Consider the following 19,072-nt stretch of genomic DNA (forward strand, 5'->3'; position numbering starts at 1 on the left):
TTTTTTGAAAAAAAATTACATCCCTGCAAAATTCGACCAATTAGTTTACTCAAGGCTTTTTGCGAGCAACCTAACGAATATCAATAAACATGCAAAAAATCTGCTCTATTTGCCTAATGTTGCACATTTGTTAGACATTAAATTCAAAATAAAACGAAAAAAATGGTCTACATGGTTCAACTTTCATTGCAATTCGCCTAAACAAAATTGTAGGATACTTACACATATTGGCTATTTTTGAGTATTTACTTACAACTAAAACTTGCTAATAAGTCGGTGATATCCATATCCCACCTATATAAACCACTAGTTTGTGGTTAAAAATAAACGGATATCACTAAGGATTGTTTTTCTCGCAATACTTTTCCTGCGAGATACGGAAAGGATTCAAACCGCCAGCATAGGCAGGTTTAGACCCATAAATATAAAAGGACAAGGCTGACTTTATACAAAGAAGTTGCGCCTAGATTTAACTGGAAGGATGTATCTATGGTAGATCAAGAGCAGAACTCACAGGGTCTGTATACTCCTGAATTGGAGCATGACGCTTGTGGTATCGGTTTTGTTGCGCATCTAAAGAATCGCAAATCTCATGATGTAGTAACTCAAGCACTCGATATGCTTGCACGTATGGAACACCGTGGCGGCCAAGGCTGCGATCCGTGTTCTGGTGATGGTGCAGGTATCCTGCTACAGAAGCCGCACGAATTCTTACTAGAAGAAGCCGTAAAGCTTGGAATTAAGCTGCCATCTTTTGAAAAATATGGTGTTGGTGTTGTACTTTTCCCTAAAGATGAACACAAACGTGCACAGTGTCGTGACATTCTAGAACGCAATGCACAACGCCTTGAGTTAGAAGTTATCGGTTACCGTGAACTTCCAACTGACAATTCAATGATTGGTGCTGACCCACTAAGCACTGAACCTCAATTTGAACACGTATTTATTTCTGGCGGCCCTGGTATCACACCAGAAGAGCTTGAGCGTAAACTGTATGTTCTACGTAACTACACAGTTCGTGTATGCCTAGAAAGCGTTTCAAATATCGGTGATGACTTCTACATCAACTCTATGTCTTACAAGACATTGGTGTACAAAGGCCAGCTAACAACTGAACAAGTTCCTCAATACTTCCTAGACCTGCAAAACCCAACAATGGTGACAGCTCTAGCACTGGTACACTCTCGCTTCTCTACCAATACATTCCCACGTTGGCGTCTAGCTCAGCCTTTCCGTTACATCGCGCATAATGGCGAAATCAATACGGTTCGCGGCAACCTGAACTGGATGAAAGCACGTGAAGCGATCCTTGAATCGGATCTGTTTACACAAGCTGAAATCGACATGCTACTGCCTATCTGTCAGGAAGGTAGTTCGGATTCATCAAACTTCGATATGGCGCTTGAGCTACTTGTTCTTTCAGGTCGTACTCTGCCACACGCGTTGATGATGATGATCCCGGAAGCATGGCAAGAAAACAAAAACATGGATCCAACTCGTCGCGCGTTCTACCAGTACCACGCGAACGTTATGGAACCATGGGATGGCCCAGCATCTGTATGTTTCACCGATGGTGTTCAAGTAGGTGCAACACTTGACCGTAACGGTCTGCGTCCTTCTCGCTACACAGTGACAAAAGACGACTTCCTAGTAATGGCGTCTGAGTCTGGTGTTGTTGAGATCGCACCTGAAAACGTTGAGTACCGTGGTCGTCTACAGCCAGGTCGTATTTTTGTTGCTGACCTTGAGCAAGGCCGCATCATTTCTGATGAAGAAGTGAAAGATAGTATTGCTAAAGCACAACCTTACGAAAAGTGGGTTGAAGAGAACCTTCTGAGCTTGAAAAAGCTACCAGATGCGAGCAACGAATTTAGCCAACCTTCTCCAGAGAAACTTCTCCACAAACAGCAATCGTTTGGCGTGAGTTCTGAAGAAGTGAACGAAATTATTCTACCTCTTGCGAAAACAGGCTATGAGCCGCTTTCTGCAATGGGGGCTGACTGGCCGCTAGCGATTCTTTCTCACCAATCGCAGCACCTTTCAAACTACTTCAAGCAGCTGTTTGCACAAGTAACTAACCCACCGATCGACCCGATTCGTGAGCGTATGGTTATGTCTCTAAACACTTACCTAGGTAAAGATCAGAACCTACTTGCTGAAACACCTGAGCACTGTCAAAAGGTAGAGCTTGAGTCTCCAGTACTTTCTAACTCTGAGCTAGAAAAGCTGCGTGCAATCGATAACGAGCACCTTCAAGCGAAGACGCTAGATATCGTATTCCAAGCAAACGGCGACCAAGGTAAGTTAGAGCGCGCACTGAAGCGTATCTGCCAATATGCAGAAGACGCAGTGATTGATGGCTACTCTATCATCCTACTGACTGACCGTGCGGTTAACTCTAACCACGCCGCTATTCCAGCAATGCTGGCGGTTGGCGCGGTTCACCACCACCTAATCCGTAAAGGCCTACGTGCTAAGTGTGACATCGTTGTTGAAACAGGTGATGCTCGTGAAACACACCACTTTGCAACGCTTATCGGTTACGGTGCAAACGCAGTTAACCCATACTTAGTTATTGAAACGATTGTTGAACTGCAACGTACGAAGAAGCTAGATCCAAACGTACACCCACGTGAGTTATTCGATAACTACCGTAAAGGTGTTAACGGCGGTCTACTTAAGATCTTCTCTAAGATGGGGATCTCTACGCTGCAGTCTTACCACGGTGCACAAATCTTTGAAGCACTTGGTGTTAGCAAATCAGTGGTTGAAAAATACTTCACAGGTACGGTTTCTCGTATCCAAGGTCTAACGATCGACGATATCGCACGTGAAGTACTGGTTCGTCACCGTGTTGGTTACCCAGCTCGTGAAATCCCAGCTCAGATCCTTGATGTTGGTGGTGTTTACCAGTGGAAACAACGTGGTGAGAAGCACCTATTCAACCCAGAAACGATTTCTCTACTTCAAGAATCGACGCGTAACAAAGACTACGGTCAGTTCAAGAAGTACGCAAAAGCAGTCGATGACCAAGGCGACAACGCAGCAACGCTACGTAGCCAACTGGATTTCATCAAAAACCCTGCAGGCTCTATTCCTCTAGCAGAAGTAGAACCAATCGAGAACATTCTTAAGCGTTTCGCTACTGGCGCAATGAGCTTTGGTTCAATCTCGCACGAGGCTCACTCAACACTGGCTGTTGCAATGAACCGCATTGGCGCGAAATCAAACTCAGGTGAAGGTGGTGAAGATCCAGCACGTTTCGAACGTAAAGAAAACGGTGACTGGGAACGCTCTGCAATCAAACAAGTGGCTTCAGGTCGCTTTGGTGTAACGTCTTACTACCTATCTAACGCTGATGAGCTGCAAATCAAGATGGCTCAAGGTGCGAAACCTGGTGAGGGTGGTCAACTACCTGGTGATAAGGTTGATGACTGGATCGGCGCAACGCGTCACTCGACTCCGGGCGTAGGTCTTATCTCTCCACCGCCACACCACGATATCTACTCAATCGAAGATTTGGCTCAGCTGATCTACGATCTGAAAAACGCGAACCGTAACGGCCGTGTCAACGTGAAGCTAGTATCGGAAGCGGGCGTAGGTACGATTGCATCGGGTGTAGCAAAAGCGAAAGCTGACGTAGTACTTATCGCAGGTTTTGATGGTGGTACGGGTGCATCTCCGATGTCTTCTATCCGTCACACTGGTTTGCCTTGGGAGCTTGGTCTAGCGGAAACGCACCAAACACTACTGAAAAATGGCCTACGTAACCGTATCGTTGTTCAGTCTGATGGTCAGATGAAAACACCACGTGACCTTGCAGTAGCAACACTACTTGGTGCTGAAGAATGGGGCGTAGCAACAGCAGCATTGGTTGTTGAAGGCTGTATCATGATGCGTAAGTGTCACAAGAATACATGTCCTGTTGGTATCGCAACACAGAACAAGACTCTACGTGAGCGTTTCGACGGCCGCGTAGAAGACGTAGTAACCTTCTTCCAATACATGGCTGAAGGCCTACGTGAAGTAATGGCTGAACTTGGATTCCGCTCTATCGATGAGATGGTGGGTCAATCGCACAAACTTAAAGTTCGTGACGACATCGGCCACTGGAAGTACAAGAACCTAGATCTAACACCTGTACTGCACATTGAGCAGGCTCGTGAAGAAGATGGTATCTACAACCAGACACAACAAAACCACAACCTAGAAGATGTTCTAGACCGTAAGTTGATTCAAGCTGCGATTCCTGCACTTGAGAAAGGCGAAGCCGTAAATGCGACCTTCCCTATCATCAACACGGACCGCTCTGCGGGTACCATGCTGTCTAACGAAATCTCGAAGGTTTACAAAGACCAAGGTTTACCACAACCAATGAACGTTAAGTTCCACGGTAGTGCTGGTCAATCTTTCGGTGCGTTCCTTGCGAAAGGTGTTAAGTTCGAAGTAGAAGGCGACGCGAACGATTACTGGGGTAAAGGTCTATCGGGCGGTACTTTGGTACTGTACCCAGATGCGAAATCTTCTATCGTTGCTGAAGATAACATCGTGGTTGGTAACGTATGTTTCTACGGTGCGACCTCAGGTGAATCTTTCATTCGCGGTATGGCAGGCGAACGTTTCTGTGTTCGTAACTCAGGTGCGAAGGTTGTTGTTGAGGGCGTTGGTGACCACGGTTGTGAATACATGACTGGTGGTGTTGCCATTATCCTTGGTTCAACAGGTCGTAACTTTGCTGCGGGCATGAGTGGCGGTGTTGCTTATGTTTGGGACAAAGCGGGTGACTTCGAAACCAAGCTCAACCCTGAACTTGTAGACCTAGATCCAATTGAACAAGAAGATAAAGATCTTCTACTGGATATGCTAACTAAGCATGTTGAATTCACAGGAAGTGAAGTTGCTCAATCTTTCCTAGACAACTTTGAAGCAAGTGTTGCATCGCTAGTTAAAGTAATGCCACGCGACTACAAAGCTGTTCTTGAAAAGCGTAAAGCTGAAGCACAACAGGCACAAACGGAAGAAGTGGAGGCAGTATAATGGGTAAGCCTACTGGATTTTTAGAACACGGTCGTGAGCTTCCAAAGAAGCTCGACCCGTCAGTTCGAATTGAAGACAACAAAGAGTTCGTACTTAACGAAGAGTTTGGTGAAAAGATCAATACTCAAGCCTCTCGTTGTATGGACTGTGGCGTACCTTTCTGTCACAACGGCTGTCCGATTGGTAACATCATCCCAGAATTCAATGATGCGGTTTACCGTGACAGCTGGGAAGAGGCTTGGAATATCCTAAGCTCTACCAACAACTTCCCTGAGTTTACCGGTCGTGTTTGTCCTGCTCCTTGTGAAAGTGCCTGTGTTCTTGGTATCAACCAAGACCCAATCACTATCTGTAATATCGAGAAAACGATTGTCGAAACTGCGTACCGTGAAGGGTACGCAAAACCTAAAACACCACGCTCTCGCACAGGTAAAACTGTCGCAGTTATCGGTTCAGGTCCTGCTGGCTTAGCCGCAGCGGAGCAGCTAAACAGCGCTGGTCACTCGGTAACGGTATTTGAACGTGACGAGAAAGTCGGTGGTCTACTTCGCTTCGGTATCCCAGACTTCAAACTGGGTATGGACGTGATTGATCGTAAGATCAACCTAATGGCTGAAGCGGGCGTTGAGTTTAAAGTTAACCAACACATCGGTGTTGATGTTAACGCTCAGCAGCTACGCCAAGAGTTTGATGTGGTATTGCTAACGGGTGGTTCTACGGTTCCACGTGACTTGCCAATCCCTGGTCGTGAGTTGAAAGGCGTTCACTTTGCCATGGAATTCCTTGGTCAAAACAACCGCCGTGCTAACAACCTAGATCTTAAAACAGAAGAGATTCACGCTAAAGATAAGCACGTTGTGGTTATCGGTGGTGGTGATACTGGTTCTGACTGTGTGGGCACATCAAACCGTCATAAGGCAGCGAGCATTACTCAGGTTGAGATCATGCCGATCCCACCAGAGAAGCGCCCTGCAAACATGCCTTGGCCTCAATACCCAATGATCATGAAAACCACCACTTCTCACGAAGAAGGTTGTGAACGTCACTGGAACATCTTAACCAAAGAGTTCATCGGTAACGAGCAAGGTCAAGTGACGGGTCTACGTATTGCTGACATCGTTTGGCAAGATGCGAAACCAGGTGAGCGTCCAGGCTTTGATGAAGTCGTGAACTCTGAACGTGTTATTCCTTGTGACATGGCATTCCTAGCAATGGGCTTCTTACACCCGGAGCCAACCGGCGTGCTTGCTCAACTAGACATTAAACTGGACGAGCGCGGTAACGTCGCTTCTGAAGGTTTTGCAACGAACCAGAAAGGCGTTTTCGCTGCTGGTGATATGCGTACTGGTCAATCTCTAGTTGTACGTTGTATTAATGAAGGTCGTGAATGTGCAATTGCCATTGATGACTTCTTAATGGGTAACTCAAACTTAGAAGCGAAAGCTGATTCACTCATGCTTTCCGCATAATATTTCTCGGGCTAACGTCAATTACGTTAGCCTAGAGGAAAAGCAATACCCTTCCTAACTTTTATATTTGGCTAGCACTCGATGCTAGCCTTTTTTCTATCTGGCATTTGTCGTTTTCAAAATCATCCTGTTGTATATGTTAAATCTCGTTAACATTCACCTTATATATCTCATTGATATCCATCGACTATTTTAGATTATTAAGTGGCTAATCGCGTTTATGCATGATAATTAACCATGAACTTGACCTTAAACACAATTAGCTATACGTTGTAAAGCTGATGAAAATAAAATCAATCGGTTTTGTTAACACAACCAATAACGTTTTAACTGGCTAAAGCAAACTATCAGTTTATAAAAAACAACAAGTATATGAATAGTTAGTCATTTACTGTCTGGATGACAGAGAAGCAAAAGGGAGAATTGCAATGGCTCTATATGATCCTAGTCTTGAAAAAGACAACTGTGGATTTGGTTTAATAGCGCAAATGGAAGGCCAACCTAGTCATAAGTTGGTAAGAACTGCTATTTCAGCCCTCGATCGCATGACACACCGTGGTGGTATCGCTGCGGATGGTAAAACCGGGGATGGCTGTGGCTTATTACTACAGAAGCCTGACTCTTATCTCAGAATTATTGCTGAAGAGAATAACTTCAAGCTCGGCAAGCAATACGCTGTCGGCATGATTTTCTTCAGCCAAGATCCAATCAAAGCGCAATCCGCGCAAGACATCGTCAATAAAGAGCTCGCTCAAGAGACCTTAACGGTTGCAGGTTGGCGCGTAGTACCGACCAACACCGACGTATTAGGTCCGATTGCCAAAGATTCAGTTCCCAATATTCAGCAAGTGTTTATCTCGGCCCCCGCGGGTTGGCGTGAACGCGATATTGAACGACGCCTTTATATCGCTCGTCGCAGAATTGAAAAACAGATCACCGAAGACAAAGATTTCTATATTTGTAGCCTTTCGACACAAGTCATGGTTTACAAAGGTCTGTGTATGCCGGCCGATCTTCCGCGATTTTACCTCGATCTTGCAGACTTACGCATGGAATCGGCGATATGTCTGTTCCACCAGCGTTTCTCAACCAATACTCAGCCACGTTGGCCACTGGCTCAACCATTCCGCTATTTAGCGCACAATGGTGAGATCAATACCATTGAAGGTAACCGACAATGGGCTAAGGCTCGTGCCTATAAATTCTCTTCGCCGTTGCTGCCAGATTTACAAACCGCCGCACCCTTTGTGAATGAGACAGGCTCAGATTCATCAAGCCTAGATAACATGCTCGACCTGTTCCTTGCCGGTGGTATGGATGTGTTCCGAGCGATGCGCATGCTTGTGCCGCCCGCTTGGCAAAACCACCCAGATATGGACCCAGATCTACGTGCATTCTACGACTTCAACTCCAAGCACATGGAACCGTGGGATGGCCCTGCAGGTATCGTACTTTCTGATGGTCGTTACGCTGCGTGTAACCTCGATAGAAATGGCCTGCGTCCTGCGCGTTATGTCATCACCAAAGACAACCTGATCACCTTGGCATCTGAGGTCGGTATCTGGAACTACGCGCCAGATGAAGTGGCAGAGAAAGGGCGTGTCGGCCCAGGTGAATTACTCGTCATAGATACGCGCCGCGGTAAATTGTGGCAATCTAACGAGATCGACAATGACCTTAAAGGTCGCCATCCTTATAAAGAGTGGATGGAAAAGAACGTTCACAAACTCACACCGTTTTCCGATCTGCCCGATGAGCAAGTCGGTAAGCGCAGCTTTGACGATGACACGCTCAAGACCTACCAAAAACAGTTTGCGATGAGCAACGAAGAGTCCGACCAAGTGCTGCGTGTGCTTGGTGATATGGGGCAAGAAGCAGTAGGCTCAATGGGCGACGACACGCCAATGGCTGTGCTCTCTTCAAAAGAACGCTTGGTCACTGATTACTTCCGTCAAAAGTTTGCACAGGTCACCAACCCACCGATTGATCCATTGCGTGAAAAACACGTGATGTCTTTGGCGACCAGTATTGGGAAAGAGATGAACGTGTTCTGTGAAACAGACGGTCACGCCTATCGTGTCACGTTTGATTCACCAGTACTGCTTTACTCAGACATGCAGCAGCTTCTGCAGTTGAGTCAAAAACATTATCGTCATGTCATTCTCAGCATGCACTACGACCCGAATAACCAAGATCTAGAACAAGCAATCAAAGCAGTATGTGATAGCGCCGAACAAGAAGTCAGCGAAGGTGCGGTTTTAGTTGTGCTGTCGGACAAAGGTTTAGAGAAAGGAAAACTGCCGATCCCTGCAGCCATGTTGGTTGGTGCGGTGCAAACAAGGCTTGCTGATACCAACCTGCGTTGTGATGCCAACATCGTTGTTGAGACAGCAACTGCGCGCGACCCACACCAATTTGCTGTGCTGCTTGGCTTCGGTGCAACCGCGGTTTACCCATACCTCGCTTATGAAGCGTTAGGTAAAATGTTGGATGATGGCTCTTTAGATAAAGATTATCGTGCCGCAATGCAAAATTACCAAAACGGCATCAACAAAGGTCTGTACAAGATCATGTCGAAGATGGGAATTTCAACCATTGCCTCTTATCGCTGTTCACAGCTTTTCGAAGCCGTTGGCCTTCATTCCGATGTTGTTGAGCTCTGTTTCCGCGGAGTTACCACTCGAATCCAAGGCGCAAGCTTTAGCGATTTCCAACAAGATATCTATAACTTATCGCGTAAAGCCTGGACTAAGCGTAAGCCAATCGAGCACGGTGGTTTACTCAAATACGTACACGGCGGCGAATATCACGCCTATAACCCTGATGTGGTTGGCACTCTGCAAACTGCAGTAAAAACAGGTGAGACATCGGATTATCTCTCTTTTGCTAAGCAAGTAAATGCTCGTCCAGCTGCGATGTTACGCGACTTAATGAGCCTCAAAAAAGCCGATCAGCCTCTACCACTAGAGCAAGTCGAGCCTAACAGCGATCTGTTTAAACGCTTCGACTCTGCGGCAATGTCGATCGGTGCTTTGAGCCCAGAAGCGCATGAAGCATTAGCAATGGCGATGAACCGCTTGGGTGGTTACTCAAACTCTGGTGAAGGTGGTGAAGACCCTCGACGCTTTGGTACTGACCGTAACTCTCGTATCAAGCAGATAGCTTCCGGTCGTTTTGGTGTGACGCCACATTACTTAACCAATGCGGATGTTTTGCAGATCAAGGTCGCGCAAGGTGCGAAGCCTGGAGAAGGTGGTCAACTGCCCGGCCATAAAGTTACCGCAGAAATCGCTAAGCTGAGATATTCAGTTCAAGGGGTGACACTGATCTCCCCTCCTCCACATCACGATATTTATTCTATCGAGGATCTAGCGCAGCTGATTTTCGACCTTAAACAAGTGAACCCTAAAGCCTTGGTTTCAGTAAAGTTAGTATCGGAACCGGGTGTAGGCACGATTGCAACTGGTGTAGCGAAAGCCTATGCCGATCTGATCACCATTTCTGGCTACGATGGCGGTACCGCGGCAAGCCCTCTAACCTCGGTAAAATACGCAGGTTGCCCTTGGGAGCTTGGCTTAGCAGAAACTCAACAAGCACTGGTTGCTAACGGGCTTCGTCATAAGATCCGCCTGCAAGTCGATGGTGGTTTAAAAACTGGCCTTGATGTGATTAAAGGTGCGATTCTCGGTGCAGAAAGCTTTGGTTTTGGTACCGCGCCAATGGTCGCAATGGGTTGTAAGTTCTTACGAATTTGTCACCTAAACAACTGTGCGACGGGTGTTGCGACTCAAGATGAAACACTACGCCGCGAATACTTCAAAGGCCTGCCAGACATGGTGGTGAACTACTTTACAGGCCTAGCCGATGAAGTTCGCCAATACCTTGCAGAACTCGGCGTAGAAAAACTCACGGACCTGATTGGTCGTACTGACTTACTTGAAGCCGTTCAAGGCCTCACCGCGAAACAGAACAAGCTCGATCTCTCTTCAATACTCGAAGCTCCGGTATCTCCAGAAGGTCACCCACTGTTTTGGACCGAGCCAAACGCACCATTTGATAAAGCTCAGCTCAACCAGCAGATTCTGGATGATGCACTCGATGCAATTGAGAAACGTCAATCCACCAGCCTTTACTACAACGTGATCAACACAGACCGCTCGATTGGTGCTCGTATCTCTGGCGAAATCGCGAAACGCTACGGTAACCAAGGCATGGCGGGCTCACCAATTAAGTTGTACCTCGATGGTACAGCAGGCCAATCTTTTGCGGTTTGGAACGCCGGTGGCGTCGAGTTATACCTAACGGGCGATGCCAATGACTATGTTGGCAAAGGCATGGCTGGCGGCAAAGTGGTTATCAAGCCTCACCAAGGCACTGCATTTGTTTGTAACGAAGCGACCATCATCGGTAACACCTGTTTGTATGGTGCAACCGGAGGCAAGCTATTTGCAGCAGGAACTGCCGGCGAGCGATTTGGCGTGCGTAACTCAGGTACCGTCGCTGTGATTGAAGGCGCAGGCGACAACGCCTGTGAATACATGACAGGCGGTATTGTAGCGATTCTTGGCGCAACTGGAGTGAACTTCGGCGCAGGTATGACAGGTGGTTTTGCTTATGTGATGGATAAGAATGAAGACTTCCAAGGCCGTGTGAACAACGAATCGGTTGAGGCACTTTCTCTGTCAGACTTATTTATCCACCAAGAACACCTACGCGGCTTGATTGCAGAGCACTTAGAAGAGACAGGCTCAGTACACGCTGAAGCGATTCTGGCGAACTTTGATGAATGGATTCCGAAGTTCTACCTAGTGAAGCCGAAGACGGCGGACCTTAATACCTTGCTCGGTCATCAAAGCCGCAGCTCTGCTGAACTTCGTGTTCAAGCGCAATAATTGGAAGGAGCCAATAATGAGCCAGAATGTATACCAATTTATTGATGTGAATCGCGTAGATCCAGCGAAGAAACCAATCAAAATTCGTAAGATTGAGTTTGTAGAGATCTACGAACCTTTCACTAAACAACAAGCTAAGGCGCAAGCTGACCGCTGTTTAGACTGTGGTAATCCTTACTGTGAATGGAAGTGCCCAGTCCACAACTACATCCCTCAATGGCTCAAGCTTGCCAATGAAGGGCGCATTATCGAAGCGGCTGAACTTTCCCACCAAACCAACAGCTTGCCTGAGGTTTGCGGACGAGTTTGTCCTCAAGACCGTTTGTGTGAAGGCTCTTGTACCCTCAACGACGATTTCGGCGCAGTAACCATCGGCAACATTGAAAAATATATCAATGACAAAGCGTTTGAGATGGGTTGGAAGCCAGACATGTCGCATGTCGAATGGACTGATAAAAAGGTCGCAATCATCGGTGCAGGCCCCGCAGGTCTTGCTGCTGCTGATATCTTAGTTCGAAACGGTGTGAAGGCCGTAGTATTTGACCGCTATCCGGAGATCGGTGGCCTGCTCACGTTTGGTATCCCATCGTTCAAACTAGAGAAAGGCATCATGGAAAACCGTCGCCGTATCTTTAGTGGTATGGGTGTCGAATTTAAGATGAATACCGAAGTCGGTAAAGACGTTCAACTACAACAACTGGTCGATGACTACGATGCTGTCTTCTTAGGTGTCGGTACCTATAAAAACATGCGTGCTGGGTTAGATAACGAAGACGCACCGGGCGTTTATGATGCACTGCCATTCCTTGTTTCCAATACCTACAAGGTCATGGAACTGGATAACCCAACCCCATTTATCGATATGCAAGGTAAGAAAGTCGTCGTGCTTGGTGGTGGTGATACGGCGATGGACTGCGTTCGAACCTCTATTCGTCAGAATGCGGCAGGTGTGGTGTGTGCTTACCGCCGAGATGAAGCCAACATGCCAGGTTCTCGCCGTGAGGTAAAAAATGCACGTGAAGAGGGGGTGAAGTTCAAGTTCAACCTACAACCTATCGGCTTAGAGCTTAACAGCGCTGGTCATGTGGTTGGCGTTAAATTCGTGAAAACCGCTTTGGGTGAACCTGATGAAGCAGGCCGTCGTCGCCCAGAGCCTGTCGAAGGCAGTGAACATGTTCTTGAAGCCGATGCTGTGATCATGGCATTTGGTTTCCAACCTCATGCGATGGAATGGCTAGAACCCTTCGGTGTGGAACTCGATCAGTGGGGTCGTATCAAGGCTCCCGGTAAACAAGAGTTTCAATACCAAACCACCAACAGCAAGATCTTTGCAGGTGGCGATGCGGTTCGAGGATCTGACTTGGTAGTAACCGCTATCGATGAGGGCCGTAAAGCCGCAGAAGGGATCTTGGATTACCTAGAAGTGTGACTAATCTAAGGTTTCCTTTATTACTCAGGCCGTTACTATAAAAAAGGGATCCAATGATGGATCCTTTTTTGAATTAGATACGTTTATCACAAGCATAACGAAAATACGTAAAACAATCGCAAACAAGCCAATACCTATAACTACAATTAAAACAACGCCATAGGAAACATTATGAAAAAAGCAGCTCTCCTCTCGTTATCACTTTTAACGTTAACCGCTTGCAGCCAAGGAATCACGGACATGAAAGACAGAACTTCATCACCTTGTGGAGACAAACCAAACTGCGTATCAACTCAAGATGATCGTGAGCAACATGCATTGGCCGCGTTTGAGTTGTCAGATTCAGCGAGCTTAGATGCGATTGAGCAGGTTGTGCTAACCTTACCGGGATCAAAAACCGCGAGTAAAACAGAAGATTATCTGCGTGTTGAATGTACTTCGCGCATCATGCGTTTTGTCGATGACTTAGAACTTAAAATCACGGATGGCAAACTGATCGTGCGTTCAGAGTCTCGTACTGGCCATTCTGATTTTGGCGTAAACCGAAAACGAGCTGAACAACTTCGTGCTAGCTTGAAAAGCGAAGGCCTAATCAAATAGATAAAAGAATACGCAGATAAATCGCTACTATTCGGATGAGAAGTGCTTCAGGGCTGTCGCTCGACACTTCTCATCCATGCTACAATTTCGCTCTACTGTTTAAATATTTTTATTAAGAGACTACACATGAAAATCGGCATCATTGGCGCAATGGAGCAAGAAGTTGCGATCCTAAAAGCAGCAATTTCAGACATTACTGAAGTTAATAAAGGCGGTTGTACCTTTTTCTCTGGTCAGCTAAATGGTGTTGACGTTGTTTTGCTTCAATCAGGCATTGGTAAAGTAGCAGCAGCAGTTGGTACTTCAATCCTACTAAGCGAATACCAACCAGATGTCGTTCTAAACACTGGCTCTGCTGGCGGTTTTGATTCAACACTGAACCTTGGCGATGTTGTTATCTCGACTGAAGTTCGTCACCACGATGCAGACGTAACGGCTTTCGGTTACGAAATCGGCCAAATGGCAGGTCAACCTGCAGCGTTCAAAGCTGACGACAAACTGATGGCTGTTGCTGAACAAGCTCTAGCACAAATGGAAGATAAGCATGCCGTTCGCGGTCTAATCTGTACTGGCGACGCATTTGTTTGCACAGCAGAACGCCAAGAGTTCATCCGTAAGCACTTCCCATCAGTGGTTGCTGTAGAGATGGAAGCATCGGCTATCGCTCAAGCTTGTCACCAATTCCAAGTACCATTCGTGGTTGTTCGTGCAATCTCTGATGTTGCAGACAAAGAATCACCAATGAGCTTCGAAGAGTTCCTGCCACTAGCAGCGCAAAGCTCTTCTGAAATGGTTATCAAGATGGTTGCCCTACTAAAGTAAGCGACTAGACATGCAAACACTGTTTGATCAGGTATTTGCAAATGGCGTGCTCCTTGTGATGTGGGGAGCACTGCTTTTTCATTTAATTTTACCTATCCCCCATGCCGCACACCTCACGACCTTATGGCATAAGTTTGCTGAGCTTTTAGCAAGCAAGGTTAATAACAACCACAACTATTCCCAAAGTTTAATCTCAGGCACATTAGCCTGGGGGTTAATGGTACTGCCAACTCTGGTTATTCTATTGGCACTGCAACCATTGGTTTGGCAATCTCAACTGTTTGAATTGGCACTGTTATTACTCGCGATTGATTGGCGCAATAATGAAAAGCTGGCTAACCAACTGATCAAAGTACTTGGCCGAGAAGATAAAGCGGCCGCTCGTCAGTTACTGGCTCCGATTGTCAATCGTCAAACCGAATCACTTTCGTCACTTGGCCTCGGCAAAGCCGCCACAGAAACCATAATCATGGGTTACGCTCGTAACGTAGTTTGTGTGTTGTTCTGGTACGCCATTGGTGGTGGAATCGCTGCGTTAATGTATCGCCTTGTGGTCGAGTTAGCTCGAGCTTGGTCGCCAAGTCGCAAGCAGTTTTCTCCTTTCGGCTCAACGGCAATCAAGATCGTCGCTATCCTAGAACTTATACCAATGCGCTTATTTGCCTTGATGATCGTCTTTGGTGATAAAGCAACGCACACATTTAAGATGATGCTAGTCCAAAGTCGCTCTTGGCCACTACCCGGCCCAGCCTGGTTAATCACGGCTGTTGGCAACAAGCTGGAGTTATCATTAGGTGGCCCTGCGATTTACGACAACACTAAAGCCATTCGCGCGAAATTAGGCGGAAGAATCGCACCGTCAGCTCTGCATCTATCTCAGGTTCAGAAACTACTCTTTGGTCGCATCGCTATCTGGATATTTTTACAAAGCCTAGCCTTACTATTTATTCACCAAGGGATTTAGAGTGAAACCTTCAGCACTTGTTACAAGCCTTACTATTTTGTCTTCCAGCTTATGGCTGCCTTTATCATTTGCAGAAGAAGCACCACGGACTCAAGAACAAGTACAGCCGGCTCAACGCGTAGTCAGCCTTGCTCCTCATGCCACTGAACTCGCGTACAGCGCTGGTTTAGGCAACAACCTTGTTGCCGTAAGTGAACGAAGTGATTACCCACCACAAGCCGATAAGCTTGAAAAAGTGGCAAACTATCAAGGTATCAAGGTTGAGAAGATCATCGCACTTCAGCCTGATTTGATTCTTGCGTGGCCAGCGGGAAACCCGCCCAGAGAGCTCGCGAAACTAGAGCAATTTGGTTTTAATATTTACTACTCCAAGACCAAAAGCCTAGACAGTATCGCAACCAATATTGAACAACTGAGCGAATACGCTAGCGATCCAAGCATTGGCGAAAATAACGCTCAGCAATACAGAGAGCAGCTCAACGCGTTGAGACTAGAATACAAAGATGCCGAGCCAGTAAACTACTTCTACCAGCTCAGTGAAAAGCCGATCATCACTGTTGCTCAAGGACACTGGCCAAGTGAGGTGTTTGAGTTTTGTGGTGGACACAATATTTTTGAAGACAGCGCCTCGCCATATCCGCAAGTTGGTATTGAACAAGTTGTATTAAGAAAACCGCAAGTGATTTTCACTTCTCAGCACGCGATTGAGAATGGAACCATGTGGCAAACATGGGAAGATGAAATCCCAGCAGTCGCTCAAAATCAGATTTGGTCCCTCAATTCAGACTGGATTAATCGCCCGACAACGAGAACTTTGAAAGCGATCCAACAAGTGTGCGATTTCTTCGATAGAGCTAGGCAAAATCACTAACTATTTGCTGCGTTTTTTCGTACAATTCGCCACCGACCTGTCCCTACAATTTTAACTATAAGAGCACCAGTATCATGGACTCCATGCTGCTTTATATTATCGATTTATTTGGCACTGCCATCTTTGCCGTCTCAGGCGTATTTGTCGCTGGCCGTCTTAAGATGGATCCCTTTGGCGTCGCCGTTCTAGGCAGTGTAACCGCGATTGGCGGCGGCACAATTCGTGACATGGCATTGGGTGCAACTCCCGTGTTTTGGATCACCGATACCACCTACCTTTGGGTCATCATCATCACCTGTTTGCTGACCATGATTATTGTAAGACGCCCGAAACGTCTGGCTTGGTGGATATTGCCGGTATGTGATGCGATTGGCCTAGCGGTGTTTGTTGGCATTGGTGTAGAAAAAGCACTTATCTATCAAGATTCAGCACTAGTGGCGATCATCATGGGTGTCATCACCGGCTGCGGTGGCGGTATTATCCGCGACGTACTTGCCCGTGAAGTGCCTATGATTCTAAGAAGTGAAGTCTACGCGACCGCTTGTATCATTGGTGGTACTTTCCATACCATGGCGATCAGCATGGGGCACGATTCAGAAACTGCATTTCTGGCCGGCGTGTTCTCAACACTATTGATAAGGCTTGGCGCTATTCGTTGGCATTTATCATTGCCGACCTTCGCCATCAAATAAGCTAACGTTACAAAGTGAAAGGCTCCGTAAAGGAGCCTCTATCATCTACATTTTAGTGTGAACTAAGCAGCCTTCACGAAATGACCTGCTACGAAATACCAATCCCTTCCAATTTTCATCATTGATTTGTGTGCGTTTACTCGCACACGTTTAAGAGGCCTCTCTCGTACACAAATTGCAAAATATCTCCAAGTCAGTCGAACCAAGATAAATAAGTGGGGGGATTGAGGTTAGCCCCCCCCCCTTTAATTACACCTGTATAAGCTATCGCTCACAAACGGTAAAGTTAAATATTGGAATAAATATAAAGGTGCTGCTCACCACATAGCCATAGACTCAACAGAACTCAGGACCTTTAGAGAGAGTGAGTAAAAGATGAAAAACATGGCTCGAAAAGCAGAGAACATAGCGTAAGCTTTGACGTTGATATCCACGAAGCCATTAGTTATTAGATTAGCCTTGTAAAGCTTGGCGATAATGAGGTGATGCCAACATTATTTATTTCTTTACGTAGAAAGATCCGCGCCGTCTCAGAGGGGGGAGACTTACGACACAAAAATTCAGCACTTTGGAAAGACGGACATCCCAGAAATGAAAGAGTAACAGCTCTGAAAAATGGGATTATAACGGAGTGGAAAGCCAAGCTTGGTTATCACTACCTGAAATCGCAATGCCGCGATATAAAGGGCTATTCAGTGGTCAATTAAGCTTGAGATATTACAACGTTCAAGGGGCAAATCTTGTCGTTAATATATGATTATATTGAAATTCACCTCATTATCACGCCGAAAAACTGGTTAAGTTCGAAGATTACAAACCTCAAATTGCAACAAAAAGAATCAATTAGACACTCTCTCACAAAAAAACTTACCATCTGGTTAGTAAAAAAAGTGACCGCCATCAAACTTTCTAGTTAAAGTTCCTTATCTACAACCATAAGCTCACTCAATCAAAATAAACCCATCGATAAAAATCTGAACAAACATCACAAAAATGGAACGCTCATCGGCACTAATAAATTATGTTACAAATGGTTTCTAGTGCAAACTCAATTTGCGCATGGCTACAATGACGCGCTCAAAAGTCAATCAGACATAAGTGTTCGAAAAAGCACTTTTAAAACTCAACTAGCCCATAGAAACTGAGTTTATAGAAACAGTACGCATCTGCTTGGTGGTCAATTATTGAGCAATTGAGATGGTTATTAACCTTTAATCACGAAATAGAAATCACCCAAAATAAATTATTGACATTGGAATGGTTGTACGTAAAAAACCTGACAGAACTTTTTATTACAAATATAATTTATTACACTTCCATGACAATTAAACAAAAATGAAATAAAAGTGAAACAATTAATGCATTTGACTTAATTGTTCTACGTGGATTAACCTTTTAGAACACAAACACTAATTAAGGGATTGAAATGAACGACTCAATTAAAGAAGCTAGACTTAAGAACAACATGAAGAACCCAATTGTTGCCTTAGCACTTGGCTTCTTTATTCCAGGTGCTGGTCAAATGTACGCAGGAAGCGTCATGTGGGGTATTATTAATCTAATCATTGCTTTTGTATGTGCAATTACCGTGATTGCATCTCCAATTAGTTTCATCATTTGGGCTGTAGCACTATTTATGGGTTACAAAGGCACAAAAGAGTTTAACAACAAAGTATTGGATACAGCGGAAAGCCAAGCCTAGTCTTTGCAAGAGCAATCGCACAATATATACACTCAATAGTTTGATTTAGTGGCTAGTCAAAGCCAAACTGACGACTTAAATAAAGACCTTTAACTAATATTAAAGTTACCATAATGACGATTAGAATCTTCACCATTAGCCTTGCTACTATTCTTATAACTGGCTGTGGCAACGACTCGAAAAAAGTTGAGTCTCTTGTTGAACAAGGCATCATTGAAACAACTGGAGCTACTATGGGGCTTGTAGAAACGACCATCGATAAAATCAACTGCTCAAAGAAAAAACACCCTAATGTTAGAAATACATCATACTTTTGCGATGTATCTATCACAGTAGCAAATAAAGACTTTGGCATTGAAGAGGCAATTTCTGAATCAGGTTATTTTGACTTTGATGGTAAAGAGACAATTACCCCTCTCGACTAATTTCAACCTATTAATTTAAAACACAAAATAGAACAATCGATTATCAAATGACATAGTTCAAGCTGTTTTATCAAAATTTAAATAACATATGGTGACCAAAATTATCTAAATTATTTTTGGTCACTATCTATTGCTATGAAAAATATATTTAAAAAGATCACCGTAAATC

The 19,072-nt window shown here is 45.4% G+C and carries 11 protein-coding genes and 1 pseudogene; all 12 read left to right on the forward strand.

Features of this window, described 5'->3' with window-relative positions:
• Positions 1 to 489 precede the first annotated feature (489 nt).
• The 12 genes and pseudogenes from gltB (AB4512_RS04025) to AB4512_RS04080 all read left to right on the forward strand — a co-directional run bounded on the left by gltB (AB4512_RS04025) (position 490) and on the right by AB4512_RS04080 (position 18,903).
• Positions 490 to 5,037: a glutamate synthase large subunit gene (gltB, locus tag AB4512_RS04025; protein WP_372174471.1), complete on the forward strand. Its 4,548-nt coding sequence runs from the start codon at positions 490 to 492 to the stop codon at positions 5,035 to 5,037.
• Positions 5,037 to 6,506: a glutamate synthase subunit beta gene (locus AB4512_RS04030; RefSeq protein ID WP_372174473.1), complete on the forward strand. Its 1,470-nt coding sequence runs from the start codon at positions 5,037 to 5,039 to the stop codon at positions 6,504 to 6,506. The genes gltB (AB4512_RS04025) and AB4512_RS04030 overlap by 1 nt, the downstream gene beginning before the upstream one ends.
• A 428-nt stretch (positions 6,507 to 6,934) precedes the next feature.
• The gene (gltB, locus tag AB4512_RS04035) at positions 6,935 to 11,398 is read left to right on the forward strand and encodes a glutamate synthase large subunit (RefSeq protein ID WP_372174475.1); all 4,464 of its coding nucleotides are present in this window, start codon (positions 6,935 to 6,937) and stop codon (positions 11,396 to 11,398) included.
• Between the two features lie 16 nt (positions 11,399 to 11,414).
• Complete coding sequence (locus tag AB4512_RS04040; protein WP_372174476.1) at positions 11,415 to 12,827, forward strand: FAD-dependent oxidoreductase; 1,413 nt, start codon at positions 11,415 to 11,417, stop codon at positions 12,825 to 12,827.
• Positions 12,828 to 12,998: 171 nt separating this feature from the next.
• Positions 12,999 to 13,427: a DUF1499 domain-containing protein gene (locus AB4512_RS04045; protein ID WP_372174478.1), complete on the forward strand. Its 429-nt coding sequence runs from the start codon at positions 12,999 to 13,001 to the stop codon at positions 13,425 to 13,427.
• 126 nt (positions 13,428 to 13,553) lie between these two features.
• Positions 13,554 to 14,249, forward strand: coding sequence for a 5'-methylthioadenosine/S-adenosylhomocysteine nucleosidase (mtnN, locus tag AB4512_RS04050; RefSeq protein WP_012603226.1), 696 nt, complete (start codon positions 13,554 to 13,556; stop codon positions 14,247 to 14,249).
• A gap of 10 nt (positions 14,250 to 14,259) precedes the next feature.
• A complete protein-coding gene (locus AB4512_RS04055; RefSeq protein WP_372174480.1) occupies positions 14,260 to 15,213 on the forward strand; it encodes a cobalamin biosynthesis family protein in 954 nt (317 codons plus the stop codon).
• A gap of 1 nt (position 15,214) precedes the next feature.
• Entirely contained in the window at positions 15,215 to 16,084 is an 870-nt protein-coding gene (gene btuF / locus AB4512_RS04060; protein ID WP_017066512.1) for a vitamin B12 ABC transporter substrate-binding protein BtuF, read from the forward strand.
• 74 nt (positions 16,085 to 16,158) lie between these two features.
• Positions 16,159 to 16,776, forward strand: a complete 618-nt coding sequence (locus AB4512_RS04065) for a TRIC cation channel family protein (protein ID WP_017062893.1) — start codon at positions 16,159 to 16,161, stop codon at positions 16,774 to 16,776.
• Between the two features lie 247 nt (positions 16,777 to 17,023).
• Positions 17,024 to 17,533 (forward strand): annotated as a pseudogene (locus AB4512_RS04070) (IS5/IS1182 family transposase); the annotation flags it as partial.
• A 669-nt stretch (positions 17,534 to 18,202) separates the two neighbouring features.
• Positions 18,203 to 18,478: a hypothetical protein gene (locus AB4512_RS04075; protein ID WP_136978401.1), complete on the forward strand. Its 276-nt coding sequence runs from the start codon at positions 18,203 to 18,205 to the stop codon at positions 18,476 to 18,478.
• A 113-nt stretch (positions 18,479 to 18,591) separates the two neighbouring features.
• On the forward strand, positions 18,592 to 18,903 hold the full coding sequence (locus AB4512_RS04080) for a hypothetical protein (protein ID WP_372174482.1): 312 nt from the start codon (positions 18,592 to 18,594) through the stop codon (positions 18,901 to 18,903).
• Positions 18,904 to 19,072 lie beyond the last annotated feature (169 nt).

This window comes from Vibrio sp. 10N.222.52.B7 (assembly GCF_041474275.1).
In the GTDB taxonomy this organism is placed as follows: domain Bacteria; phylum Pseudomonadota; class Gammaproteobacteria; order Enterobacterales; family Vibrionaceae; genus Vibrio; species Vibrio crassostreae_C.

Coding starts and splice junctions, on each gene's coding strand:
- AB4512_RS04080 (WP_372174482.1), top strand. CDS start 18,592: ATGACGATTAGAATCTTCACCATTAGCCTTGCTACTATTCTTATAACT.
- AB4512_RS04075 (WP_136978401.1), top strand. CDS start 18,203: ATGAACGACTCAATTAAAGAAGCTAGACTTAAGAACAACATGAAGAAC.
- AB4512_RS04045 (WP_372174478.1), top strand. CDS start 12,999: ATGAAAAAAGCAGCTCTCCTCTCGTTATCACTTTTAACGTTAACCGCT.
- gltB (WP_372174475.1), top strand. CDS start 6,935: ATGGCTCTATATGATCCTAGTCTTGAAAAAGACAACTGTGGATTTGGT.
- mtnN (WP_012603226.1), top strand. CDS start 13,554: ATGAAAATCGGCATCATTGGCGCAATGGAGCAAGAAGTTGCGATCCTA.
- AB4512_RS04030 (WP_372174473.1), top strand. CDS start 5,037: ATGGGTAAGCCTACTGGATTTTTAGAACACGGTCGTGAGCTTCCAAAG.
- AB4512_RS04055 (WP_372174480.1), top strand. CDS start 14,260: ATGCAAACACTGTTTGATCAGGTATTTGCAAATGGCGTGCTCCTTGTG.
- AB4512_RS04065 (WP_017062893.1), top strand. CDS start 16,159: ATGGACTCCATGCTGCTTTATATTATCGATTTATTTGGCACTGCCATC.
- gltB (WP_372174471.1), top strand. CDS start 490: ATGGTAGATCAAGAGCAGAACTCACAGGGTCTGTATACTCCTGAATTG.
- AB4512_RS04040 (WP_372174476.1), top strand. CDS start 11,415: ATGAGCCAGAATGTATACCAATTTATTGATGTGAATCGCGTAGATCCA.